This is a genomic window from Mesorhizobium sp. CO1-1-11, assembly GCF_020164995.1.
In the GTDB taxonomy this organism is placed as follows: Bacteria; Pseudomonadota; Alphaproteobacteria; order Rhizobiales; family Rhizobiaceae; genus Mesorhizobium; species Mesorhizobium australicum.
On record NZ_JAIUHE010000001.1, the window covers coordinates 77,781 to 99,583 of the forward strand.

28 protein-coding genes are annotated in these 21,803 nt (G+C 61.8%); 19 read left to right on the forward strand and 9 right to left on the reverse strand.

Annotated features, from left to right (window positions below; genetic code table 11):
• The 3 genes from LB554_RS00395 to LB554_RS00405 all read right to left on the reverse strand — a co-directional run bounded on the left by LB554_RS00395 (window position 1) and on the right by LB554_RS00405 (window position 2,457).
• The gene (locus LB554_RS00395) at window positions 1–240 is read right to left on the reverse strand and encodes a hypothetical protein (protein WP_015319139.1); all 240 of its coding nucleotides are present in this window, start codon (window positions 238–240) and stop codon (window positions 1–3) included.
• A 126-nt stretch (window positions 241–366) separates the two neighbouring features.
• Window positions 367–1,545 (reverse strand): zinc-dependent alcohol dehydrogenase, encoded by a 1,179-nt coding sequence (locus tag LB554_RS00400; protein WP_015319138.1) that lies wholly within the window; start codon window positions 1,543–1,545, stop codon window positions 367–369.
• Between the two features lie 126 nt (window positions 1,546–1,671).
• Complete coding sequence (locus tag LB554_RS00405) at window positions 1,672–2,457, reverse strand: SDR family NAD(P)-dependent oxidoreductase (protein WP_140715363.1); 786 nt, start codon at window positions 2,455–2,457, stop codon at window positions 1,672–1,674.
• Between the two features lie 355 nt (window positions 2,458–2,812).
• Here LB554_RS00405 and LB554_RS00410 point away from each other — a divergent pair, with 355 nt between their 5' ends.
• The 8 genes from LB554_RS00410 (at window position 2,813) to LB554_RS00445 (ending at window position 7,007) form a co-directional block, all read left to right on the forward strand.
• Window positions 2,813–3,079 carry a hypothetical protein gene (locus LB554_RS00410; RefSeq protein WP_015319136.1) on the forward strand — a complete coding sequence of 89 codons (267 nt, stop codon included), beginning with the start codon at window positions 2,813–2,815 and terminating at the stop codon, window positions 3,077–3,079.
• Window positions 3,076–3,300 (forward strand): hypothetical protein, encoded by a 225-nt coding sequence (locus LB554_RS00415; RefSeq protein WP_015319135.1) that lies wholly within the window; start codon window positions 3,076–3,078, stop codon window positions 3,298–3,300. The genes LB554_RS00410 and LB554_RS00415 overlap by 4 nt, the downstream gene beginning before the upstream one ends.
• 253 nt (window positions 3,301–3,553) lie before the next feature.
• Window positions 3,554–3,772 carry a hypothetical protein gene (locus tag LB554_RS00420; RefSeq protein WP_015319134.1) on the forward strand — a complete coding sequence of 73 codons (219 nt, stop codon included), beginning with the start codon at window positions 3,554–3,556 and terminating at the stop codon, window positions 3,770–3,772.
• A gap of 246 nt (window positions 3,773–4,018) precedes the next feature.
• Window positions 4,019–4,246, forward strand: coding sequence for a hypothetical protein (locus LB554_RS00425; protein ID WP_015319133.1), 228 nt, complete (start codon window positions 4,019–4,021; stop codon window positions 4,244–4,246).
• Between the two features lie 445 nt (window positions 4,247–4,691).
• A complete protein-coding gene (locus LB554_RS00430) occupies window positions 4,692–5,096 on the forward strand; it encodes a hypothetical protein (protein ID WP_140617528.1) in 405 nt (134 codons plus the stop codon).
• The gene (locus LB554_RS00435) at window positions 5,093–6,313 is read left to right on the forward strand and encodes an NRAMP family divalent metal transporter (protein ID WP_140823491.1); all 1,221 of its coding nucleotides are present in this window, start codon (window positions 5,093–5,095) and stop codon (window positions 6,311–6,313) included. Before LB554_RS00430 ends, LB554_RS00435 begins: the two co-directional genes overlap by 4 nt.
• Window positions 6,313–6,672 carry a hypothetical protein gene (locus LB554_RS00440; RefSeq protein WP_015319130.1) on the forward strand — a complete coding sequence of 120 codons (360 nt, stop codon included), beginning with the start codon at window positions 6,313–6,315 and terminating at the stop codon, window positions 6,670–6,672. Before LB554_RS00435 ends, LB554_RS00440 begins: the two co-directional genes overlap by 1 nt.
• Before the next feature lie 2 nt (window positions 6,673–6,674).
• On the forward strand, window positions 6,675–7,007 hold the full coding sequence (locus tag LB554_RS00445) for a hypothetical protein (protein ID WP_015319129.1): 333 nt from the start codon (window positions 6,675–6,677) through the stop codon (window positions 7,005–7,007).
• 28 nt (window positions 7,008–7,035) lie between these two features.
• Here the strand turns inward: LB554_RS00445 and LB554_RS00450 are convergent, their stop codons facing one another.
• Both LB554_RS00450 and LB554_RS00455 read right to left on the reverse strand, forming a co-directional pair.
• A complete protein-coding gene (locus LB554_RS00450; protein ID WP_224582907.1) occupies window positions 7,036–7,353 on the reverse strand; it encodes a hypothetical protein in 318 nt (105 codons plus the stop codon).
• A 72-nt stretch (window positions 7,354–7,425) separates the two neighbouring features.
• Window positions 7,426–7,713 (reverse strand): DUF982 domain-containing protein, encoded by a 288-nt coding sequence (locus tag LB554_RS00455; RefSeq protein WP_224582629.1) that lies wholly within the window; start codon window positions 7,711–7,713, stop codon window positions 7,426–7,428.
• A gap of 218 nt (window positions 7,714–7,931) precedes the next feature.
• On the opposite strand from LB554_RS00455, the gene LB554_RS00460 reads away from it, so the two are divergent.
• From LB554_RS00460 to LB554_RS00480, 5 genes are all read left to right on the forward strand, one after another.
• Window positions 7,932–8,675: a DUF4142 domain-containing protein gene (locus LB554_RS00460; RefSeq protein ID WP_224582631.1), complete on the forward strand. Its 744-nt coding sequence runs from the start codon at window positions 7,932–7,934 to the stop codon at window positions 8,673–8,675.
• A gap of 21 nt (window positions 8,676–8,696) precedes the next feature.
• Complete coding sequence (locus LB554_RS00465; protein ID WP_015319125.1) at window positions 8,697–9,299, forward strand: general stress protein; 603 nt, start codon at window positions 8,697–8,699, stop codon at window positions 9,297–9,299.
• A gap of 286 nt (window positions 9,300–9,585) precedes the next feature.
• Window positions 9,586–10,395 (forward strand): hypothetical protein, encoded by an 810-nt coding sequence (locus LB554_RS00470; RefSeq protein ID WP_015319124.1) that lies wholly within the window; start codon window positions 9,586–9,588, stop codon window positions 10,393–10,395.
• A complete protein-coding gene (locus LB554_RS00475) occupies window positions 10,388–11,137 on the forward strand; it encodes a metallophosphoesterase (RefSeq protein ID WP_140724293.1) in 750 nt (249 codons plus the stop codon). The genes LB554_RS00470 and LB554_RS00475 overlap by 8 nt, the downstream gene beginning before the upstream one ends.
• Window positions 11,138–11,349: 212 nt before the next feature.
• The gene (locus LB554_RS00480; protein WP_023771244.1) at window positions 11,350–11,781 is read left to right on the forward strand and encodes a hypothetical protein; all 432 of its coding nucleotides are present in this window, start codon (window positions 11,350–11,352) and stop codon (window positions 11,779–11,781) included.
• A gap of 57 nt (window positions 11,782–11,838) precedes the next feature.
• On the opposite strand, the gene LB554_RS00485 is transcribed toward LB554_RS00480, so the two are convergent.
• The 4 genes from LB554_RS00485 to LB554_RS00500 all read right to left on the reverse strand — a co-directional run bounded on the left by LB554_RS00485 (window position 11,839) and on the right by LB554_RS00500 (window position 16,264).
• The gene (locus LB554_RS00485; protein ID WP_015319121.1) at window positions 11,839–12,003 is read right to left on the reverse strand and encodes a hypothetical protein; all 165 of its coding nucleotides are present in this window, start codon (window positions 12,001–12,003) and stop codon (window positions 11,839–11,841) included.
• A gap of 91 nt (window positions 12,004–12,094) precedes the next feature.
• A complete protein-coding gene (locus LB554_RS00490) occupies window positions 12,095–13,720 on the reverse strand; it encodes a DHA2 family efflux MFS transporter permease subunit (RefSeq protein WP_224582633.1) in 1,626 nt (541 codons plus the stop codon).
• Window positions 13,717–14,769 (reverse strand): HlyD family secretion protein, encoded by a 1,053-nt coding sequence (locus LB554_RS00495; RefSeq protein ID WP_140617523.1) that lies wholly within the window; start codon window positions 14,767–14,769, stop codon window positions 13,717–13,719. The genes LB554_RS00490 and LB554_RS00495 overlap by 4 nt, the downstream gene beginning before the upstream one ends.
• Before the next feature lie 424 nt (window positions 14,770–15,193).
• Window positions 15,194–16,264 (reverse strand): YihY/virulence factor BrkB family protein, encoded by a 1,071-nt coding sequence (locus tag LB554_RS00500; RefSeq protein WP_140617522.1) that lies wholly within the window; start codon window positions 16,262–16,264, stop codon window positions 15,194–15,196.
• Window positions 16,265–16,413: 149 nt separating this feature from the next.
• Between LB554_RS00500 and LB554_RS00505 the strand changes: the two genes are divergently transcribed.
• From LB554_RS00505 to LB554_RS00530, 6 genes are all read left to right on the forward strand, one after another.
• The gene (locus tag LB554_RS00505; RefSeq protein ID WP_224582636.1) at window positions 16,414–16,773 is read left to right on the forward strand and encodes a hypothetical protein; all 360 of its coding nucleotides are present in this window, start codon (window positions 16,414–16,416) and stop codon (window positions 16,771–16,773) included.
• Window positions 16,770–16,952, forward strand: coding sequence for a hypothetical protein (locus LB554_RS00510; protein ID WP_015319116.1), 183 nt, complete (start codon window positions 16,770–16,772; stop codon window positions 16,950–16,952). The genes LB554_RS00505 and LB554_RS00510 overlap by 4 nt, the downstream gene beginning before the upstream one ends.
• 213 nt (window positions 16,953–17,165) lie before the next feature.
• Window positions 17,166–17,576, forward strand: coding sequence for a DUF427 domain-containing protein (locus LB554_RS00515; protein ID WP_023771238.1), 411 nt, complete (start codon window positions 17,166–17,168; stop codon window positions 17,574–17,576).
• 278 nt (window positions 17,577–17,854) lie between these two features.
• Complete coding sequence (locus LB554_RS00520; protein ID WP_224582637.1) at window positions 17,855–18,475, forward strand: (2Fe-2S)-binding protein; 621 nt, start codon at window positions 17,855–17,857, stop codon at window positions 18,473–18,475.
• A 1-nt stretch (window position 18,476) separates the two neighbouring features.
• Complete coding sequence (locus tag LB554_RS00525; RefSeq protein WP_224582639.1) at window positions 18,477–19,499, forward strand: FAD binding domain-containing protein; 1,023 nt, start codon at window positions 18,477–18,479, stop codon at window positions 19,497–19,499.
• Window positions 19,500–19,501: 2 nt separating this feature from the next.
• Window positions 19,502–21,781 carry a xanthine dehydrogenase family protein molybdopterin-binding subunit gene (locus LB554_RS00530; RefSeq protein ID WP_224582641.1) on the forward strand — a complete coding sequence of 760 codons (2,280 nt, stop codon included), beginning with the start codon at window positions 19,502–19,504 and terminating at the stop codon, window positions 21,779–21,781.
• The last annotated feature ends 22 nt before the right edge of the window (window positions 21,782–21,803 follow it).

The window sequence follows — 21,803 nt, forward strand, 5'->3', positions numbered from 1 at the left end:
TCAATCCAGCGGCTTGTCGGTGGGCCGGGGCGTGGTGCTCGCCTGGCGTGGCCGACCGGCATTTCGGTTGGCGACCGGATTGTCCAATGGAACGCTTGACGGGCGCGACGCGCCCGCGGTCTTTGGCGTCAGCGGTTTTGCACCGGCATCCGTGTCGCTGGCATCCCTCCTTGGGTGCGGCAGGCCCTCGGCGTTGGGTGACCGGACGGCGGGTTTCGAGGCAGAATCTTCCTTGGCCATGATGGTTCCTTTCCTTGCACGAAACGATTTCAATCATCGGCACGATTGAAAGTTCCGCGACCGCGACGGCGCCATGAAGGGGAAGGCACGAGCGAAGACGAAACGGTTCTCGTGCCGATGAACGGCTCACCCATGCGGCCGCATGACCACCTTGATGCAGCCGTCCTGCTTGTCGCGAAACGTCTTGTAGAGATCGGGCCCGGCTTCAAGGCCGGCCCTGTGCGTGATCACGAAGGACGGGTCGATCTCGCCGGTCTGGACCTTGGCCAAAAGCGGTTCGAGATACCGCTGCGTGTGGGTCTGGCCCATACGGAACGTCAGGCCCTTGTTCATCGCGGCGCCAAAGGGGATATGATCGACGAGGCCGATATACACGCCGGGGATCGAAATGGTGCCGCCCTTGCGGCAACAGTAGATTGCTTCGCGCAGCACATGTGGCCTGTCGGTGCCGAGGAAGGCAGCCGCCTTGACCTTGTCGAGCATGGAGTCTGCACTGGCGCCGGCATCGGCTTCGGTACCCACGCAATCGATGCAGCGATCCGGCCCTCGGCCATCGGTCATCGCCATCAGGGCGTCGTAGATCTTTGAATTGCTGAAATCGAGTGTCTCGGCCTTGCCATGTTCGCGAGCCATGGCCAGTCGTTCCGGAACCTTGTCGATCGCGATGACGCGACCGGCGCCGAGCATCCATGCGCTCTGGATGGCGAACTGGCCGACCGGACCGCAGCCCCAGATCGCGACCGTGTCGCCGGGCTCGATGCCGGCGTTTTCCGCTGCCATGTAGCCGGTCGGAAAGATGTCGGAAAGAAACAGCACCTGCTCGTCATCCATGCCTTCCGGCACCTTGATCGGGCCGACATCGGCGAATGGTACGCGCAGATATTCGGCCTGGCCGCCCCAATAGCCGCCAACCAGATGCGAATAGCCGAACAGGCCGGCCGGCGATTGTCCCATCACCTCGGCCGCTTGCTTGGCATTGGGATTGGACCGGTCGCAAAGCGAGAACAGCCCCTTCTGGCAAAACCAGCATTCGCCGCATGAAATGTTGAACGGCACCACGATGCGGTCGCCCTTCTTGAACTTGGAATGACCGCGGCCGACCTCCACGACCTCTCCCATGGTCTCGTGTCCAAGCACGTCGCCCGATTCCATGGTCGGCATGTAGCCGTCCATCAGATGCAGGTCCGAGCCGCAAATGGCGCAGCAGGTGACCTTGATGATGACGTCACGGTCATCCTCGATGGCCGGATCCTGCACCTGATCGCAGCGTATATCGCCTTTGCCGTGCCATGTGAGGGCTTTCATCCTGTTGCTCCTGAGTTGACTATTTTGAGGTATCGGCAAATGCAGCTTTCATTCAGCCGAAGTGGGCGCCACCGACGATTACCTTGCGATACTCGCAAAGGGTCTGCGTCCGCAGACAGGAAGAGATCAGTCCCTGGACGCTGAACCCGGCTCGGCCATTTTGCGGTGCTGTTCGGCCAGCGTACCTGCCGGAGTGATATGCGCGGCGGCGACCTGCAGCTTGTTCTTCCAGCCGCTGATCACTTGTTCCTCTCCCGCCATCATCGCCTCATAACCGGTTCTGGCGACATCTGCCGGATCGTCCTTCTCGTCGGTGCCGACCTTGGTATCCATCATTTCGGCGCGTTCGAAGAACCGCGTCTGCGTCGCCCCGGGCATCAGCACCGTGACTGTGACGCCGGTGTCCCGCATCTCATGGCGCAGCGCGATCGAGAAGGAATCGATGAACGCCTTGGTGCCGTTGTAGACGGCCTGGAAAGTGCCGGGCATGAAGCCGGCAATCGATCCGGTGAACAGAATTCGGCCACGGCCGCGGCGTGCCATCCTGGCGCCGAGCTCATGCGCAAGGTAGACCGTGCCGGTGATGTTGGTGTCGATGACCCGGCGAACCTTCTGCCAGTCCTGGTCGAGAAAGCCGTCGCCGAGGCCGCGTCCGGCGTTCAGGAACAGAAGGTCGATGTCGCGATCGCCGACCCGCGCAATGAGTTGATCGACGCCTTCGACGGATGCCAGATCTGCCTCGACGGCTTCAACGGTCACATCATGCGAAGCCAGAGCCTCGGCCGCCTGTTGGACCGCGGGCTCGTCGGCGGCTATGACCAGGTTATAGCCGTCCTTGGCGCATAGTTTGGCAAGTTCCCTCCCGATGCCGCTCGATGCGCCCGTCACCACGGCCAGCTTTGCGTTGGTCATCATGTCCTCCGAAGTTCGTTCCGGCCGAACCAGCGGGGTCCCTGATTGTTCCGCGTGGACCGGATCGAATGCCGGGCTGCCGAAGGGCCATGCCAGTCGAAACCCTGGGCGCGTTCAAGCGCAAACAACGCGAAGATGACGACGTGGAACAACTGAGGCCGATCCAGGTTCGGTGTCGTGCGGCGTCGTCGCTCCCCTTGTTTGGCGCCGCGCGATCGGGTTCCCCTCAGCCTGATCAGCCCGCGCGCTCCCCGGCCGGGAGGCGCGGGCTTTCTCATGAGCTTGGCGATCGTGTTTCGAGTTCAGCTGGGAACAACCCACACACTCGGCAGTTCGGCGCGCAGGAGAAACGAAAATGCAATATGCCGATGAAATCGCGCTCAGGCGCGTGAAGATGCTGGTCGAACAATATGTATCCGCCAGAAGCAGGAGATATGACTTCGTCTCGACCGAGTTGGCGTGCAAGGCCATTCGTCAGCTGGTTCGCAGCCCCATCGACGATAGCGAGCTGGATCATTTGCTGGCTAAAAGTGCCGTCAAACAAGGGCTTTCCATCCGGTTCGATCGAATAGGTCCCTTGCAGGTTGCTTCACCCGAACTCATCCAGGAAAAGTCAGTATGAAAGCGATGTGGTTGATTTGGTCGGCATCGGCGTTGCTCGCCCTGGCGGCGTGCAACAACAATGCCGACCCCGTCAAATCCAAGACGGATACGATGAACAGCCAGCCGGTGAACAAGAATCCAACGACGGATACCAATCCGACACCGCAGTCCAGCACCGGCGGGGACCAGCAAGGCACGCAGCCGACACAGCCGGCATCACCGAAGCCATCTGGTGGTTAGGGTTTTGCCGTTGCTTGCCCGGGTAGTGACGCCGGCGAGAATCGTGAGACGCGCATGAGTTGCAAAGTGACGCCGCGTCTGGTTTCGATATGATCGCAACAGCAAGGGCGCACGTCGCTGGCGCGACCCGGCCGAGCTCGATCCCGTTGCGTTGCTTCGCGGCTGCGGTGACGGCCGGCGCCCGGCCTCGGTGCCACCTGGCTGTGGAACTATTTTCGTCAGTGGCTGTTCGGCAGGCGAAGGGAGCCGCAGGATGGAACGACGCAACGCACTACTCTCGCTGGTGATAGCCGCTGTCATCATCGTCGGTTTCCTGATCGGCTTTCTCTACGTCGATGTGGGGTGGCGCACCTCGCCCCTGAAACGAGCGCCTGAGCAGAACCAGGGCGGCAACGCTCCGGCGGACACCTCACCGGCTGCAGGGGTCAAGAAAGATCCCAAGGAGAATACCGAGATGCCGGGGCAGCAGTGATTCACGGCTAGCCAACAGCCGCAACTTGGGCACCGACGGCGCCGTCTTTCATATCATTTCAGCTCAACGCGTTGTCTGTCATCCCACCGTACTGTTTCTGATGTTCCTTCTGCTCCTGGTCTGGTTGGTTGCTGGTTTTCCCGGTCTGGCTCTGCCATCGCGCTTCGCATAGCTTGCGTGCTTCTCGGAACATCTCCGCAGGACTGACCATTATCGGCATGGAGAGCAAAGCTATGGAGCTTGGTGATGGGTATCCTTTCCGATCTGGACAAGAAGCTAACGGACAACATGTATGAACATGGCAGTGAGCTCACCGACGCGGTAGCGGACCTGCCGCGGCCGGTCGTTGAAACCGTCGACCGGCTGATGCTTTTCATTCAGCCCGAAGCGCGCGAGACAGTGAGAAATCAGGTTCTCGGCCTGGTCCACGAATACAGGATCGAGAACCCTGCAGATCCAACAGAGCAGGAGTGAATTAGCCGTTCTGGTCGATCGCGTGGGGCGCGGGCTGGCTGCCGCTATCGTTGCTCGTTCTATGGCTGCCGAGCCACAACCAAGCCGCAATGATGACGGCTGCCACGATGGCTATCCAGACTATGAGACGAGGCATTGCCGAATCCTGTGTGCAGCAGTCCATCACGTCGATGATCAGGACGGGTCGCCACCTTCCCGTGTTCCAATCCCACAATCGATGCTTTGTTCCGCTTGAATTGGGTCTCGTGGCCGGCGGGCCTCTGTCGCTGGTCCTTATGTCTCGCGGTCGGCGCCTGTCCGAGCGGTGGCGTTTGATTGACGGGCACACCGGGCGCTCTAGATCAATTCACGCCGACCGTGACTTCCATCGGCTCGGGAGACCATTCTCGTGGCGCACCAAACGCCGGCTTTGACCTTTAGTGGCCCTTATCCGAGGCTGAGTTGTATGCGCGTGCTGTTGCTCACGGGCGTCTTGGCGGGATGCTCGTCCTCCGACCAGATCGAGCAGCAATCAAAAACGGCGGCCTCCGCGGCACAGACCGTATCGGTAATGCTCGATGCCTGGATGGATGGGGCGGCGCCGTTCGCATACACAGCCGGCACGCTGCGGTCGACCGGCAAGACTCTGGCCGACGCCGAGGCACAAATCCGATCGGCCGGAACGGCTGAACCCGCCGAGCAATCTGCTTTGGCGGCAGCGATCAAGGATCTGTCAGCCGCGGTGGCTCGCGCCGAAGCGGGATTGCAGGCGGACAATCGAGCGGAGGTCCAAAACGCAAAGCAGGATCTTCGACGGGGCTCGCGCACGCTGGCCACCGCCTATGCCAGATATTTCGCGCCGAAGCCATGAAGAAGCTCGTGGAGATATCGCTTGGCGTGGTTACCAGCGTTGGCGGCTTCCTTGAAGTCGGATCGATGGCAACGGCGGCCCAAGCGGGCGCAACCTTCGGCTTCCAGTTGATCTGGGCCGTGGTCCTCGGCACCATCTGCATCATCTTTCTGGTGGAAATGGCCGGCCGGTTCGCCGCGGTGAGCCATCACACGATCTGCGACGGCATCCGCGAGAGATTTGGTTTCAACGTCTTTGTGTGGCCGTTGCTTGCCACCTTGCTGCTCAGTCTCATGGTGCTCTCCGCCGAGATCGGCGGCGTTGCCATCGCACTCGAACTTGCCACGGGCATAGGCTTCCAGTGGTGGGCTCTGCCGGTGGCTTTTCTGGCATGGCTGCTGCTCTGGAAAGGCACGTTCGGTTTCATCGAGAAAGGTGTGTCGATGCTCGGCTTGGTGACGTTGTGTTTCGTCGTCGCGGCCGTGATGCTGAAACCCGATTGGACGGCGGTCGCGGCTGGCGCGGTGCCTTCGCTGCCAGCCCACGATACCGCCAATTACTGGTTCATGGCGGTCAGCATTCTCGGCGCCTCGATATCGCCCTACCTGTTCATGTTCTATTCCTCGGGGGCTATCGAGGACCAGTGGGACAAGAGCTACCTCGGCGCCAACCGGGCCATAGCGGGACTGGGGATGACCTTCGGCGGCACTATTTCGATCGGCGTGTTGATCGTGGCCGCTCTCGTGCTGGCCACGCACGGCATCAACCAGGTCGACGACTATCACCAAATGCCATTGATGCTGATCCCGGTATTCGGCTTATGGGGTTTCATCCTGTTCGTAGCCTCTCTCGCCATTGCCTGCTTCGGCGCTGCACTCGAAGTCGCGCTGCAACAGGCTTACCTCGTGGCGCAAGGTTTCGGCTGGACCTGGGGCGAGGACCGCAAGCCGCGCGACAATCCAGGCTTCAGCGCCGTGTATACGATATCGTTGTTGCTTGCGGCCATCCCGATCATGCTTGGTGTCGATCCGTTGAGGCTCACCATATTTTCCATGGCGCTGACGGCGGCCAGCCTGCCGTTGACGGTGGTTCCATTCCTTTTTCTGCTGAACGACGAACGCTACGTCGGCGAGCATCGCAACGGCATTCTCTCGAATGCCGCGGTCATCTTCATCATCGCGCTCGGCTTTGTGCTGGCCGTGGTGACGATCCCGCTGCAGATATTCGGAGGCACATGATGGAGTTGCTGCGTGATCTCCTGGACAAGCAGGTGGTCGACCGCCGCCAGGTCAAAATCGGCAAGGTCGATGGGCTGGTGGCCGAATTGCGGCAGGGCAAGCCCCCAAGGATCGTCGCGATCGAACTCGGCTCCATCACTTTGGCGCGTCGCCTTGGCACGTGGCCGGGGCGATGGATGGCGCAACTCGCGGCAAAGCTGGGTGGCAAGCGCCACGGCGAGCCGCATCGGATCGCCTGGCACAAGGTGAAGGATATCGGCGTCGACATCGAGTTCGATATCGATGTGCGTCGCACGACGATCTTCGCCTGGCAGGACTGGTTGCGCGATCATGTCATCGGACGCATTCCGGGAGCTTGATGATGACCATCGTCAATCTTGAACATCTGGCTGGGCGACGCGTGCTTTCGCAGCGGGGCAAGAGCATCGGCTACATCGAGGAAATCCGCGCCGAACCGGATGGCGACGATTTTGTCGTTACCGAATTCCATGTCGGCGTCTACGCCGCTTTCGAGCGTCTTTCGACCTCGGCCATAGGCGTGGCCGTGCTCGATCTCTTTCGGCTGCGCCGCCGCGATGGCCTATACCGCATCCCTTGGGACAAGCTCGACATTTCTAACCCGGCGCGGCCGCGGCTGCTGTGTCCGATGACCGAACTTTCCGGCATGAAGAGCGCACCCGATCTTCGCGAATAGGCCGTCGCCGCGCTTTCTCGCAGACGTTTCACCGAAGCATGCTCGCCGCCAGAAAAACCGCGGCCGCTACCAAAACGACGGCTGCAACGACCAACAGCGGCCAGTTGCTGCGAGGTCGTAGTTCCGGCTCGCCTTCGACCGGCCGCATCGCATTGGCGAAGCTGGCGTCATTTTCGAATTTCGGCCGGCGGGAAGGTGGCGGCTCCGTAGGGATCGGATTTTGTGTGTCCGCCGCCTCGGCATCGGTCTCCATCGGAGCAACGGCAGGATCGAAGCCCGGCGTTTTGTCCTGCGTCTCTCCCCCCTGGATCTCGCCTCTGGCAGAGGCCGGTGTAGGAATTGACATCTTGGCACTCACCTCTCTCGTTCGAACCAGGCTCTGCCAAATCCGCAGCGGTGGTGCGCATAGCGCCAACGACTAGATTTGATCGCCGAGCAGAATCCTGGCGTCCTTGGCCGCAACAATGAACGCCCGTCGTGCAACCCTTGGAGGCTTTTCGCCACGCATCACCGCAAGGCAGGCCCTGATCGCGGCAAGACGCCTTTCCGACGTCGGCTTTGGCCAGTCCCGCAGCAGCACTTCGGCGGCATCGCACACAGAGACCACAACTCTGTCGCGGTCTATGCGGCCAGGTTGAATAACGATCGGTTTTCTGAAATGGCCTGTACGCACCCGCCCCTCCAAGACCTTCGCCTGTTGCTCCACGGAGCCTTCCGCGGACGGCCTCTAACGCCGCGACAGTCGATTTGTTCCAGTGCACCTGGCGTTTGGAATTTGGAATAACGACGCCTGAGCCGCTCGTCTCCACCCATGGTTTTCTGGCGCTGCCGGGTCTAGCGGCATGGGGCCTGGAGAGCGGAACAAAGCGCATCTTGGCTTGTTAGGACGCAGCGCAAATTCGCTCACCGACAAGGACAAAGCCGATGAAAACACGACACCTTCTCGCATCCCTCGCGGTTGCTTCCACGGTTCTCGCAATGCCTGCCTTCGCGGCCGACAGCGCCCAGGATTTTGTCGACAAGGCTGCCGTCGGCGGCAAGTTCGAAGTGGACTCGAGTCAGATTGCCTTGGGCAAGTCCCAGGACCAGCGCATCAAGGATTTTGCCCAGATGATGATCCGGGACCACGGCGCCGCCAACACCAAGCTGCAAGCGGTCGCCGGCGAACAAAAACTGAAGGTGCCCTCAGCGCTCGACGCTCAGCATCAGGGCGATCTGGATAAGCTCAAGAACGCGCAGGGGCCGATTGATCCGGCCTATGTCGACGCGCAGCGCAAGGCGCATGACGAAGCCGTCAAGCTGTTCGAGGATTATGCCAGCGGGGGTGACAACGCCGCGCTCAAGACTTTTGCCCAGCAAACGGTCGGCACGCTGAAGATGCACCAGCAGGCGATCGAAAAGATCGCCGCCGGGCAAGATTCCGTTACGGGAGCGACAACGCCGGCGGTGAAGACCGACAATACTCCCAACGCCGCCGCCCTCGTTCCTGGTGCAAACAGCTTCACTGAAGCCCAGGCCAAGAGCCGTATCGAGAACGCCGGATATTCGAACGTGTCGAAGCTGACCAAGGACGATCAGGGCATCTGGCGCGGCCAGGCGGCCAAGGGAGGCGAAAACCTCAACGTTGGCGTCGACTACCAGGGCAACGTGGTTGCCGCAAGCAAGTGAGCGTGGATCAGGAGAAATCACATGAAAACCGTAACTGGACTGTTCGACAATTATGACGACGCGGCCGATGCGGTCGGCGAGCTTGAGGCGACGGGAGTCCCGCATTCCAACATCAGCATCGTCGCCAACAACTCGGATGACTGGTACGACGCAAATCGTTCCGAGGCCGCTGAAGACGCTGGCAGCGGTGCCGGAATCGGAGCCGTGATCGGCGGCGCCGGGGGGTTGCTCACGGGACTTGGCGTCATGGCCATCCCGGGTGTTGGCCCGGTGGTCGCGGCCGGATGGCTCGCCGCCACCGCCGCCGGTGCGGTTGCCGGTGCCGTGGCCGGTGGAGCGGCCGGCGGCATCATTGGCGCTCTGACGGAATCGGGCGTGCCCGAGCGCGATGCGCACGTCTATGCGGAAGGTGTACGCCGCGGCGGTACCTTGGTGACGGCCAAGGTGGAGGACGAACTCGTGCCGAATGCCGAGCAGATTTTGGGGCAATCCCGATCGGTGGACCTGGCCGAACGCCGCAGATCGTACGAGGCCGACGGCTGGACCGGCTTCGATGCCAATGCAGGCGAATACGTGCCGGGCGAGATCGATCGCGACGGCGGACGTGCAATCAATCGACCCTGAAAGCGGCTCACGTTCCTCTGACTGGCACGCAGCGACGAGGTCGCGGAAATCGATCTTGCCGCGCATGCAGGGGCGCTTTGCGGCGTTTAAGCACCATCGAACCCATCTCGAGGATATCGGGCTGGGTTCGATCTCGTTTGAAGCCATGTTGCCTGCGGAATCTCCGCCGCTCGGAACGGATCGCTCCATGACGAAACCGACCCCGCCCGCAAGGCGGAACCATGGAGGGGTCGACGTTGTTGTCCCAGCGGCCGACTTGTCGGTTGGCGGCTAGGAGCCATCATTGATGACCACCGATCGATCACGCGAAGACGTCCTGGTTTCGCTCCCGTTGATCAATGCAAAGGCGGCGCCGACGCTTAAGCACGCCGGGGCGGAGGTGTTCTACATGGAAGCCGTCCGCGAGCTCACCGCCACGGACATTCCCTTTCTGGTCGCTGGAACCTATGCGGTAAGCGCCTATACCGGCGTCACTCGCCAGACTAAGGATCTCGATATCTTCTGCAAGGCCGGTGACTACGCGCGGATCCTCGCCCATTTCAAGGAGCTTGGATATGCCGTCGAAATCGTGGACGACCGGTGGCTTGGCAAGGTGTTCAAGGGCAGGCATTTCTTCGACGTCATCTTCGGATCGGCCAACGGCATGATGCCTGTTGGCGATCGATGGCTGGAGCACGCCAGACAGACCGAGTTGCTGGGCAGCCGTGTACGGATCATCGGCCCGACCGAACTCATCTGGTCCAAATGCTTCATCCAAGACAGGGGCCGGCACGACGGCGCCGATATCGCCCACACGATCCTCAAGGCACACGACCAGATAGATTGGCACCGGCTGCTTTCCTATCTGGAGGTTCATTGGGAGGTCCTGCTGATGCAGCTCATCAACTTCAGATGGATTTACCCAAGCGAGCGCGATCACATCCCGGCATGGCTCCTCGATGAACTCCTCGACCGCCTCGCCAAGCAACGGCAATTGCCGTCCCCCAGGATGAAGATCTGCCGCGGGCGGCTGCTGTCGCAAACCGACTACGAGATCGATGTCAAGGAATGGGGCTTCGCCGGCGTCGGCGGCGTGGGAGATTTTCGTGATGCCTGACCGCCTGGAGAACGCCGCGCCGAAGGATAACGCAGGGACGCTCAGAGTTGCTGCCATGGGGGATTTGCATGTCAGGGAAGATCCCCGAACCTCGTATCGCGATCTCTTCGGCGAGATATCGAGGGAAGCCGAGATTCTCGTCCTGACGGGAGATCTCACCAATCTCGGCAAGCCTCGTGAGGCGGAGATGCTCGCCGAGGACCTGCGCAACTGCTCGATCCCCGTGGTGGCGGTGCTCGGCAACCACGACTACGAATCCGGCGCGGTGGACGACGTCGCAAACATCCTGCGCCAGGCGCATGTTCACCTTCTCGATGGCCATGCGGTCGAAATCGAGGAGGTCGGCTTCGTCGGCGTGAAAGGGTTCGTCGGTGGCTTCGGATCGCGCATGCTCGGCTCCTTCGGCGAACCCGCGATCAAGGCGATGGTCTCGGAAAGTGTCAACGAGGCAATGCGCCTCGAAAACGCGATGCGCCAGGTACGGGCGAAGCGGACGCTCGTGGTCCTCCACTACGCGCCGATCGCTGAGACCGTCGAGGGAGAACCGCTGGAGATATTTCCGTTTCTTGGCTCTTCACGCCTTGCCGAGACGATCGATCGGTTCAGGGTCAGCGCCGTTGTGCACGGTCACGCGCATCGCGGCTCCTATGAAGGCCAAACGCCCGGCGGCGCCAAGGTTTACAACGTCGCCATGCACGTGGCCAAACCGAACGGCCGCCCCTATGCCCTGCTGGAACTCTGACGCCACGGCATCGTGCGAGCATTCAGTTGGAAGGCTCTGCCAGGAAGTGGCGGCGCGATAGTGCGAGCTGATCACGGTTGTTGGCCCGCGATATTATTTTGGAGTTCGTCGCCAGCGGCGAATTCGTCAAACCTCCGTCTTGTCGAAGCCCTGCCGGGCGATAATTTCTTCAGAAGGCGTGGGTGCTTCTCCCTCTCAGACAGGAGCCGACCATGAAACATCAGACACTCGACCAGCTCCAAACCGTCGCCAGGATTGAGCCGCTGGCGCCGTTTTCGGTAATGACACGTAATGAACGCATCGCGCGTTGGGCTGAACTTCTCGAGCAAAATCCCGAACGATGCCTCGGTGCGCTAACCGGCACGGAACATTTGCGTCCTGAAGCACGGGCCATCGCACGTGGGGAAGGATCGGCACTCGCGGTTGCCTTCGAAGACCCGATCTTGCGTGCATCGGGGCTGGGGGACGACACATACGGCGAGGCAAAGCGCTTCTTCGAATTGAGCGACTGGCAACTCCACGACATTGTCTGTGATTGCCACGTCGGTGCCACCATGAAAGCCCGATGGGCCGCGGCTCGGGTCCGTGCAACGATCAGCGGGAACAGGCTCTTTGCGTTCCTGAGGCGGTGCTTGATGCGGTGAGACCAAGGGGAGGTCGTTGCATGTCCGCGACGACCTCCTACACCGCCAATGCGCAAGCTATCGCCGATCGTCCTCGCGATAGAGCTGATCGGTAGCGCGGTCGCTTTCCCTGCGTTCAACCGGACCACGGTTACGGCGGGTTACCAGGACATAGGCAATCAGTATGACCAGCAACGCTGGCCCGCCGGCGACGACGATTAGCCACATGATACCGTCTGACATGGGAAATCTCCTTTCCTTCACAACCGGCAAGAAGACGATCCGTTCCGCTTGGAGCGGTTCGCGGTGCGGACCGGCCGGCGATCGGTTCCTGTCATCCAGGAGGTCCAGACGCCTCCCCGCTATTGCCGGTCGGGTTTCCTTGCGAAGACCGCAGCAGAAGGGCGAGAGGAACCAGCAGCGCCGTTGCCACCGCGCAGTAACGAAAGACGTCGATATAGGCGAGCAGTGAAGCCTGGCGGGCGATCAACTGCCCGATCCAGCCAATGGCCTGCTGCTTGGCCTGGAGCATCGAGGAACCCTCGGCGACGAAGTGCTCGGTCGCCTGCCGTACCACCTGCTGGTAGGCGGGCGACGATTGCGCGGTGTGGCCGACAAGGTTCGCCTGATGGAGTTGTGCGTTCTGGGCGATCACAGTGTTGGAGAGCGACACGCCGATGCTGCCGCCGATATTGCGGGCAACATTGATCAAGGCCGAGGCCTGGTTGGTCTTTTGCGGCGCCAGACCGACATATGCCGCGGTCGAAATCGGGATAAACAGGAACGGCAATCCGATCATCAGGAAGATGCGGGCAAAGGCAAAGAAGCTGAAGCTGGCGTCGGGCGTAAGCGAAGTCATATGCCACAGGCCGATCGCCACCACCGCCATGCCCGCCATGATCAGGTATTTTGGCTGGACGATGCCGGCGGCAAATCCCGAAATCGGCATGAGCATCAGCATGGCGATGCCGCCCGGCATCATCGACAGGCCCGATAGCGTCGCCGTGTAGTCGAAGGCGGTCTGCTGCAGCTGGGGCATCAGCTGCGTGGTGCTGAACAGCACCGCACCGACCGCCATCATCACCAGGAAGGATGTACCGAACTGGCGGGTGAACAGCAGGCGCATGTCGACGATCGGATCGCGGTGGCGGAATTCCCATGGGATCAGCAGGGCGAAGGAGATCGCCGAGATAATGGCGAAAGTCGTGATGAAGCTCGACGCGAACCAGTCGTTGCGCTGGCCCTCGTCGAGAAAGATTTCGAGGCAGCCGAGCGCGGTCGCCACCAGGATGAATCCGACCCAGTCGATCCTGGGACCTCCTTTCAGCCGCTGCTGGCGTTCGCGTTCGAGTACCTCCGGTTCGACCAGCAGCCACTGCACCAACGCCAGTGACATGATGCCGAACGGCACGTTGATGAAGAAGATCCAGTGCCACGAAAAATTGTCGGTCAGCCAGCCGCCGATGGTCGGCCCGACCGTCGGCGCGACGATGACGGCGATGCCGTAGAGGGCAAATGCCTGCGAGCGCTTTTCAGGCGGAAAGGTGTCGGCCAGGATGGATTGCTCGCTTGGCGCCATGCCGCCGCCGCCGAGGCCCTGCAGGATCCTGAAGACGATGAGCATCTCGAGATTGGGCGCCAGCCCGCACAGCAGCGATGCCAGGGTAAACGTCGCGACGCAAAGCATGTAGTAGCGCTTGCGGCCGATCACGCTGGCCAGCCACCCACTGATTGGAATGATCACGGAGTTGGCGACCAGATAGGTGGTGATGACCCAGGTACTTTCATCCATGCCGGCAGCCAGGCTGCCGGCGATGTTGCGCAGCGCCACATTGGCGATCGAGGTGTCGAGCACCAGCATGAAGGTGGCAATGGAGACAATGATGGCGATGAGCCAGGGATTGCGCTCACCGGCCGCGGATCGGCTTTCGCCCTGGTCGCTGGCGTTGTCGCGGCTCATCGCACCTTGACCGTCGGCACCACCGACAGGCCTGGGCCGAGCAGCACATCGGGCGGGTTGTCGAAGACGATCTTGACCGGCACACGCTGCACCACCTTGACGAAATTGCCGGTGGCATTTTCGGCGGGCAGCAGGCTGAAGGCGGTGCCGCTGCCGGCCTGCAGGCTGTCGACATGGCCATGAAAGGTCTTGTCCGGATAGGCGTCGATATCGATGTCGACCGGCTGTCCGGTTCGCATCCTGTCGAGTTGGGTTTCCTTGAAGTTCGCCTTTACCCAGACTTCGTTGGGAACGAACATCATGAGCACCTGACCCGGCTGGGTGTAGGTGCCGATGGCGGCCGAAATGCTTGTCGCGCGGCCGGCGACAGGGGCTGTAATAGTGGTACGGGTCAGTGCCGTGCGGGCTTGATCCCGGCTGGCCTGTGCCTGGTGAAGCTTGGCTTCGCCGCTTTTGGTCTGTGCCTGCAGCACTGTCACCTGGCTCTTCGCCGCGGCCACGTCCGCCTCGGCGCTGTCCAGGGTTGCCTGGTCCTGTCGAAGGGTCGATGCAGCCTGCTGCGCCTGCTGCTGCGTCACCGTGCCCTTCGTCAGCAATTCGCGATTGCGCTGGTCTTCGGCCTTGGCGAAGTCGAGCGCTGCCTGGGCCAGCGCCACCTGCTTCTGGGCGGCGTCGATCTTGGCATTTTGCGCCTCGATCTGGGCCGCCACATTGGTGATGTCGGCCTGAGCGGCGGCTACGCCGGCATCCGCTTGGCTGAGCGATGCCCGGTAGTCGCTGTCGTCGATGCGCAAGAGAACGTCACCCTTGCGCACCGGCTGGTTGTCGGTGACGGCCACATCGGTGATACGCCCGGCAATCTCGGCGCTCACCGTTACCGTGCGGGCATCGATGAAGGCATCATCGGTGGATTCATACTGACGCGTATTCAGCCACCAGATCGCTACACCCATCGCAACAAGCAGAAGCAGGAGGACAATTGCCGCTGTCCAATAGGGATGGCGCCTGGGAAAGCCCAGCAGGTTCGATTTCTGCGGCCTGTCGTCCATTTGCCGATCGTCCGATTTGTCGTGCCGCGAACTTGGCTGGCTGGCGAGACGCTTGCTTTGTCCAGCCCTGTCGTCGGACGGGTCCGGCTCGCTTTTCTGAGGCTTCGTATCCACGGAACTAGCTTTCAGCAGACTGAAGGGTGATGTCCGCGATGGCGAACGCGGTTTCAACGGCAAAGCCTTGGCAAAGGTTCCTGTTTTGACTTCCCGCCAGCGCCATGGGCAGCGACGCCCTTCAGCAAGTCGGTGTGTGGCTGCTCATCCTCTTTGGCCTGCCCGATTGGGCAATAGGACCCCCCTCCCATCAACCTGGGGCGCTGAGTACCAGCATTCCCGTTTTATAGACGATAGCCGCACTTGGTGAGAGTGGCTCGAACCTTGTCGCTCGTGCAGGTGACGATGGGACATCTACCTGAAAGTTTCATCAGTCCGCAGTCTTGCCCAATGTGTCGGCGACGACCGCGCCGCGCTCACCCATGGGAACCGCCGGGCCTGTGGTCGAGTCACAGGCTGTCTGATGTTCCATTTCCGCGTTGATGGCGGCGCCGGCGATCAGGATGATGACTGAAATCCATGTCCACATCATCAGGCCGACCACGGCACCGAGCGAGCCGTATGTCGCGTTATAGTTGGCAAAATGCTGGAGGTAGAACGAGAACAGCCACGACGCGATAATCCATGCCGCGGTTGCCGCAAGCGCTCCCCAACTCAACCATCGCCATTTCGCATGTTCCCGGCTCGGCCCGAAGCGGTAGAGCAAGGAAATGCCGGTTAGGATCGACACCACCAGGATGGGCCATCGAGATACCGCAACCACGGTTTCTGTCCAGGCATCAAGGTAGAAAAAGCGCAACAGCGCCGGGACAACACCCACCGTAAGCAGCAGCACAATGCCGATGAGCAGGGCTCCGACCGTGAACAGGATCGACATCAGATTGAGGGTAATGAACGAGCGTTTCTCACGCTCTTCGTAGGCGATGTTCATCGCGTCGAAGAGCGCCTTCATGCCGCTGTTGGCGCTCCAGAGGGCGATTGTCAGGCCTATGAAAAAGCCTGTGCCGAGAGCGCCTGCTTTCTGGCGGGCCAAGGCCTGCAACTGATCGCGGATAAGATCGAGCCCGCCCTGCGGTAGCAATCCCTGGAGGTAAGCGACATGGTCGGCGACCGTGACCGGGTCCGCGACGAAGCCATAGATCGAGATGAAGGCTGCCAGGGCGGGAAACAAGGCGAGCAGGAGATAGAAGGTTGCGCCGGCAGCCACCAGCAGAACCCGGTCCTTGTTGAACTCTTCCCAAAGTCGCCAGAAGATGTCCTTCCACCCCAGCCCAGTGATTTGAGATGGCCACGTGGCGTCGCGCCCACGGCTTCCTGGCTCCCGCCCTGCCGCGGCGTTGCTGTCCTTCGTTGTCGAGGCCGCGCGGCCGGCTGCTTCCTCATCGATCAGCGAGGGCTGCTTGTCGTTCGGCGGAGAGCCTCGTTGTGGTTTCAAAGCCATTACCGGGTTCGCTGATGTCCAAAGCGTGGCTGACAACGCGGGATGAAGACACCCGTTCCCGATGCGCGGCCGATCACGATTTTCCTCCTTCCCTGCATCTTTTGCGGCCCATCGGCGTTTGAAATTGGTCAAGTGAACGGGTGTGTCCGATGAGAACGACAACCAGGGATAAGCTCAGGGGCGAAGCGGAGTTGTCCGAGGACGCCGACCTGATCGTCAATCGAACAGCCCACTTCATTTCGGATTGGATCGAAGAACACGTCGTTGACGAGCCTACCCCTATGTCCGGCATCGATGCCGCGGAGGAACTCGCAAATCAGTGCGTGGCGGATGCGCAAGATGAGGGGATCGCGGCGCAGGACATCCAGGATGAGGTGGGCGATCTTACTGAATACATCGCGGAAACGATCGATGAAGGGAACGGCTCCCCCTTGGAAGGGGTGGCCACGGCGGCAACCAAAATCGCGGAACCTCGTTTGTCGAGTGTCAACCCGAGGAGATGGCGATGACGAGGTTCCTATCCTTTCTGATCCTGGCAACGGGTCTTGCGCTCACCGCATGTGACAACAACACCGAGCCGACGAAGGCCAACACCGACACCGTCACCAAGAACCCACCAGTCGACCAGGACGCCAGACCGAAGTCGACGACCGGTGGCGATCAGCCAACTGCCCCGGCGACCAAATGAACGTGATTTCCTATTGCTATACGCCGCTGCCGCTTGCGTGGCTGGCCTGACGGATGAGGCTCCGGTCATTCCCCTGGCGCGGCTAGGCTGATGACTGCGGACGCCAGGATTTCCGGAGGGACCGGAACCTCAATCCACTGCCGCGCATTTCGACTTCACGCGTGGAAGACAAATGTCATCCAACCATCAAGACGCTGGCCAAGGAGAATTCAGATGCAAGGTTCAGAAGCGATTTCCAGGCGCCCTATCGGCGGCATGAGCATAGAACCATTCCTCGGCACGGTGACGGTCCGGTTCTCCGACGCGATAGTCGCTGCAAGCGACCGTGCGAAAATTCTTCGGGAGGAGGGCCATGAGCCGGTCTTCTATATCCCCTTCGAGGATATCTATTTCGACCTGTTCGAGAAGACCAACACCACCAGCGAGTGCCCGTTGAAGGGAACAGCGAGCTATTGGCGTGTTCATGCTGTCGGCGGCTCGGCCGATGACTTCATGTGGGCGTATGAGACGCCGGATACCGCGGCCCTGGCCATCGCGCGTCATGGCGCCTTCGATCCGAAAAAGGCACGTATTGACGTCGATCCGAAGGAGGATAAGCGGCACACTCCACATGTCATGGAGTAGGATGCCGCCTCGACCGTCGTTCTTCTTGCTTGCCGGCATGCCGGCAAGTGGCCGCCGCCAGGGTCAGCGGCACCGGTGCGAGTCCGAGCCTTCCCCTCATCGATCCACCCCTCCACCAAGAAGCCTCGTTGCGGCCGCTTCGATCGGGTTTAGCCGCGCCTCACCGCCATGCCGGAGCAAAATCACTCTTTCGCGATCAGGCAGGGTTTTGTCGCACTGCATTCGGAACAATGCCCGGAGTGAAAGGTTAGCGGCGAAAGCCAGCCCAGGAGCGAGCCATGTCCGAAACCCTCGTCCCAAAGCCAATTAGCCTCAGCCGGAGACTTTTCATGACGGGCACGGTTTCGGCCGCTGCGGTCGCACCGCTCCTGCCTCCCAAGGCCGAGGCGGAGGAAGTGGCCGCTTCCCGTTCCAAGCTGCGGGAGCCGGTCGTCACCTCGCTTCGTATCAACAGGCAGGCTTACGAGCTCTCGCTCGACACCAGGACCAGCCTGCTCGACGCCTTGCGTGACCACGTTGGGCTGACCGGGACGAAAAAAGGCTGCGACCATGGGCAATGCGGTGCATGCACCGTGCTCGTCGACGGAAAACGGGTCCTCTCCTGCCTGAGCTTCGCGGTGATGATGCAGGGCAAGGACGTGACGACCGTGGAGGGGCTCGCCTCGCGCGACGGCGCCCTGCATCCGATGCAGCAGGCCTTTATCGACCATGACGCCTTCCAGTGCGGCTATTGCACGCCGGGCCAGATTCTGTCGGCCATCGGCTGCGTCAACGAAGGCCACGCCGGTTCCGAAGCCGATATCCGGGAATATATGAGCGGCAACATCTGCCGGTGCGCCGCATACCCCAACATCGTGGCCGCGATCGTGCAGGCCCGCGACGAAACCGGGAGAGCCTGACATGCGTCCTTTCGTTCTCGAGCAACCGGCCAACATCCCGGCGGCTATCGCCCTCGCTTCGAACTTTGCCGCGCCGGATCGGCCGCCGACCCAGTCAGACATGCAATTCATCGCTGGCGGCACCAATCTGGCCGACTACATGAAGCTCGACGTTGCCCGGCCGAACCGCCTGCTCGATCTCAATCGTCTCTCCGAGCCGGCGCTTCGGCAAATCCGCGTCACCACCGAAGGGGTTCGTTTCGGCGCGCTGGTGCGGATGGGCGAGGCGGCTGACGATAACGACGTCAAGCTCCACTATCCGGTCATTGCCGACAGCCTCAGGCTGGCAGCCAGCGGCCAACTCCGCAACATGGCCAGCCTTGCCGGCAACGTGCTGCAACGGACGCGGTGCGAGTATTTCAGGGAGACCTCATGGGCCTGCAACAAGCGCCAGCCGGGTTCGGGCTGCGCGGCAATGGACGGTTTCAATAGGCAACACGCAGTGCTGGGCGTCAGTGATGCCTGCATCGCCACCTATCATGGTGATTTCGCCCAGGCACTGATTGCCCTTGACGCCAACCTCTATGTCGAGGGTTCTGGCGGCGCGCGCGAAATCCGGTTCGCCAACCTGCATCGCCTGCCCGGCGATACGCCGCATGTCGAGACCGGCCTCGCCGCTGACGAGATCATCACCGCCATCGACGTGCCCGCGGGTCCTTGGACCCGCCGTTCCCGCTACCTTAAGGTTCGTGACCGCGAATCCTATGCCTTCGCCCTGGCTTCCGCGGCGGTCGCTCTCGACCTCGACGGCAACAACGTCCGCGAGGCACGCATAGCCCTTGGCGGCGTCGCCACGGTGCCGTGGCGGGCGAGGGAAGCGGAAGCGGTCCTGCACGGCAAGATGCTGGACGAGGCAATGGCGCGGGCGGCCGCGGAGACGGCTTTCGCCGATGCCAGGCCGCGCGGCCACAATGCGTTCAAGATCGAGCTTGGCAAACGGACGCTGGTGCGGGCGCTCCTCGAAACCCGTGACATGAAGGTGTGATCATGAACGCAGCCGCTCCGCAGCCCAAGGAGAACATGGGTGCCCCGCTGCCGCGCATAGACGGGCGGCTGAAGGTGACCGGCCAGGCGAGTTATCCGGCGGACCTCGCGGCGGCCAATGTCGCCTATGGCGTGCTGGCCACCAGCAGTATCGCCAGGGGCACGGTGACGGCACTTCACCTGGACAATGCCCGAGCGGTGCCGGGCGTGCTCGACATCGTGACCTATGGCGACATGGACGCGGTGGACAAGCCGAAATTCGGCAATACCGCCGCCGCCTCGATCGCGCCGCTGCATGACCGGAAGGTCTTTCACGATGGGCAGATCATTGCCTTGGTGGTCGCCGAGACCTTCGAGGCGGCGGAGGAGGCTGCGCTGCTGATCCGTGCCGACTACGCCGAGGAGAAACCGAGTGCGGGCTTCGACAGCCCTGGAGCAACGACCATTGCCGCCGCGGGCAAAAGCCCGATGTTCAAGGAAGACGTCAAGGTCGGCGATTTCGATGTTGCCTATGCCGCTGCTCCGGTCAGGATCGATGCACGCTATTCGACACCAACGCAGCACCACAATCCGATCGAACTGTTTTCGACGACGGCAATGTGGCAGGGCGATCAACTCACCATTCATGAGCCGTCCCAGAACGTCACCGGCTGGAAGGCCGAACTTGCCAGGCAGTTGAAGATCGATCCGGCGAAGGTTCGCATTGTCAGCCCATACGTCGGCGGCGCATTCGGCTCGAAGGGACCGATGACGGCCCGCACGGCGATCGTCGCGGTTGCGGCAAGGCGTCTCGGCCGGCCGGTGCGTTGCGTGGTCAGCCGCATGCAGGCGTTTGGTACACAGACCTATCGCGCCGAGACCAGGCACCGGATCCGCATGGGCGCCGACAAGGACGGCCGCATAACCGCTTTCGCGCATGAGGGCTGGGAGGTGACATCGCGCCCCGATCCCTACGTGGTCGGGGGAACGTCGGCGACCGGCCGCATGTATGATTACGGCGCGGTGCTTACGCACGTGTCGCTGGTCCAGGCGGACCGCAACACGCCCGGCTACATGCGTTCGCCTCCCGAGACGCCTTACGTCTATGCGCTGGAGAACGCCATGGACGAGATGGCGGTGGCCCTGGCCATGGACCCGGTGGAGTTCCGGAGGGTGAACGAGCCAAAAGCCGAGCCGATCGGGAGAAAGCCGTTCTCGAGCCGCTCGCTGATGCAATGCTACGATCAGGCGGCGGACGCGTTCGGCTGGACGAAACGGGACGCCAAGGTCGGATCGATGCACGACGGCGACTGGTTGATCGGCATGGGTTGCGCGACGGCAGTCTATCCGACCTCGTCGGCTCCCTGCGCTGCGCGCGTATGGCTGACCGTCGACGGCGATGTGCGCGTCCAGAGCGGCTCGCATGAAATCGGCACCGGCGTGCGCACGGTCGCCGGCCAGATGGCAGCAGAGCGCCTCGGTGTCGCCATGGACAGGGTGAGCGTCGAGATGGGCGACAGCACCTTGCCCCCGGCGCCCGTGTCGGGAGGGTCTATCTCCACGGCAAGCGTCTGTTCGGCGGTGCTCAAGGCCTGCAACGCGATCAGGACGAAGCTGTTTGCCGCGGCGAGCGGCGAAGGTGGTGCGCTTGCCGGCGCCCACAATGAGGAACTGGATATCCTCGATGGCAAAATCATTGCCAAGGGCGGCGCTTCGGCAAAAGTCGGGGACGTCTTGAAAGCCATGCGGGTGGGGGCGATCGAGGAGTATGCCGAGTATGCGCCCAAGGGGGCGAGCCCCGAAGCGCTCAAGAAGCTCTATGCCGGCCAGCCGGAGTTTCACGGCGGCGAGCAGGACGAGGATTCGGTGAAATATGCATTCGGCGCGGAATTCGTCGAAGTTCGCATCAATCGCCTTACCAGGGAAATCCGCGTGCCGCGCATTGTCGGGGCCTTTGCCGCCGGCCGCATCATGAACACGCGCACGGCGCGCAGCCAGCTGATGGGCGGAATGATCTGGGGCATCGGCCAGGCGCTGCATGAGGCGACCGAGGTCGACAGCCGCTATGCCCGCTACGTCAATCGAGATCTGCAGGACTACCTCGTGCCGGTCAATGCCGACATCAAGGATCTCCAGGTGGTTCTGGTTCCGGAGATTGACCACGAGGTCAATCCGGCCGGCGTCAAAGGCCTCGGAGAACTGGGCAATGTCGGCACGGCGGCCGCCGTTGCCAGCGCGGTCTACCATGCGACTGGCAAACGCATCCGCGATCTTCCGATCAGGATCGAGCAGCTTATCGTCTGATCCGGCCTACCCCATAGGCGGT

Coding starts and splice junctions, on each gene's coding strand:
- LB554_RS00465 (WP_015319125.1), top strand. CDS start 8,697: ATGAAAACCGTAACTGGACTGTTCGACAATTATGACGACGCGGCCGAT.
- LB554_RS00485 (WP_015319121.1), bottom strand. CDS start 12,003: ATGTCAGACGGTATCATGTGGCTAATCGTCGTCGCCGGCGGGCCAGCG.
- LB554_RS00405 (WP_140715363.1), bottom strand. CDS start 2,457: ATGACCAACGCAAAGCTGGCCGTGGTGACGGGCGCATCGAGCGGCATC.
- LB554_RS00470 (WP_015319124.1), top strand. CDS start 9,586: ATGACCACCGATCGATCACGCGAAGACGTCCTGGTTTCGCTCCCGTTG.
- LB554_RS00480 (WP_023771244.1), top strand. CDS start 11,350: ATGAAACATCAGACACTCGACCAGCTCCAAACCGTCGCCAGGATTGAG.
- LB554_RS00495 (WP_140617523.1), bottom strand. CDS start 14,769: ATGGACGACAGGCCGCAGAAATCGAACCTGCTGGGCTTTCCCAGGCGC.
- LB554_RS00515 (WP_023771238.1), top strand. CDS start 17,166: ATGCAAGGTTCAGAAGCGATTTCCAGGCGCCCTATCGGCGGCATGAGC.
- LB554_RS00435 (WP_140823491.1), top strand. CDS start 5,093: ATGAAGAAGCTCGTGGAGATATCGCTTGGCGTGGTTACCAGCGTTGGC.
- LB554_RS00425 (WP_015319133.1), top strand. CDS start 4,019: ATGGGTATCCTTTCCGATCTGGACAAGAAGCTAACGGACAACATGTAT.
- LB554_RS00530 (WP_224582641.1), top strand. CDS start 19,502: ATGAACGCAGCCGCTCCGCAGCCCAAGGAGAACATGGGTGCCCCGCTG.
- LB554_RS00395 (WP_015319139.1), bottom strand. CDS start 240: ATGGCCAAGGAAGATTCTGCCTCGAAACCCGCCGTCCGGTCACCCAAC.
- LB554_RS00430 (WP_140617528.1), top strand. CDS start 4,692: ATGCGCGTGCTGTTGCTCACGGGCGTCTTGGCGGGATGCTCGTCCTCC.
- LB554_RS00410 (WP_015319136.1), top strand. CDS start 2,813: ATGCAATATGCCGATGAAATCGCGCTCAGGCGCGTGAAGATGCTGGTC.
- LB554_RS00525 (WP_224582639.1), top strand. CDS start 18,477: ATGCGTCCTTTCGTTCTCGAGCAACCGGCCAACATCCCGGCGGCTATC.
- LB554_RS00505 (WP_224582636.1), top strand. CDS start 16,414: ATGAGAACGACAACCAGGGATAAGCTCAGGGGCGAAGCGGAGTTGTCC.
- LB554_RS00520 (WP_224582637.1), top strand. CDS start 17,855: ATGTCCGAAACCCTCGTCCCAAAGCCAATTAGCCTCAGCCGGAGACTT.
- LB554_RS00500 (WP_140617522.1), bottom strand. CDS start 16,264: ATGGCTTTGAAACCACAACGAGGCTCTCCGCCGAACGACAAGCAGCCC.
- LB554_RS00420 (WP_015319134.1), top strand. CDS start 3,554: ATGGAACGACGCAACGCACTACTCTCGCTGGTGATAGCCGCTGTCATC.
- LB554_RS00475 (WP_140724293.1), top strand. CDS start 10,388: ATGCCTGACCGCCTGGAGAACGCCGCGCCGAAGGATAACGCAGGGACG.
- LB554_RS00415 (WP_015319135.1), top strand. CDS start 3,076: ATGAAAGCGATGTGGTTGATTTGGTCGGCATCGGCGTTGCTCGCCCTG.
- LB554_RS00445 (WP_015319129.1), top strand. CDS start 6,675: ATGACCATCGTCAATCTTGAACATCTGGCTGGGCGACGCGTGCTTTCG.
- LB554_RS00440 (WP_015319130.1), top strand. CDS start 6,313: ATGGAGTTGCTGCGTGATCTCCTGGACAAGCAGGTGGTCGACCGCCGC.
- LB554_RS00490 (WP_224582633.1), bottom strand. CDS start 13,720: ATGAGCCGCGACAACGCCAGCGACCAGGGCGAAAGCCGATCCGCGGCC.
- LB554_RS00400 (WP_015319138.1), bottom strand. CDS start 1,545: ATGAAAGCCCTCACATGGCACGGCAAAGGCGATATACGCTGCGATCAG.
- LB554_RS00460 (WP_224582631.1), top strand. CDS start 7,932: ATGAAAACACGACACCTTCTCGCATCCCTCGCGGTTGCTTCCACGGTT.
- LB554_RS00450 (WP_224582907.1), bottom strand. CDS start 7,353: ATGTCAATTCCTACACCGGCCTCTGCCAGAGGCGAGATCCAGGGGGGA.
- LB554_RS00510 (WP_015319116.1), top strand. CDS start 16,770: ATGACGAGGTTCCTATCCTTTCTGATCCTGGCAACGGGTCTTGCGCTC.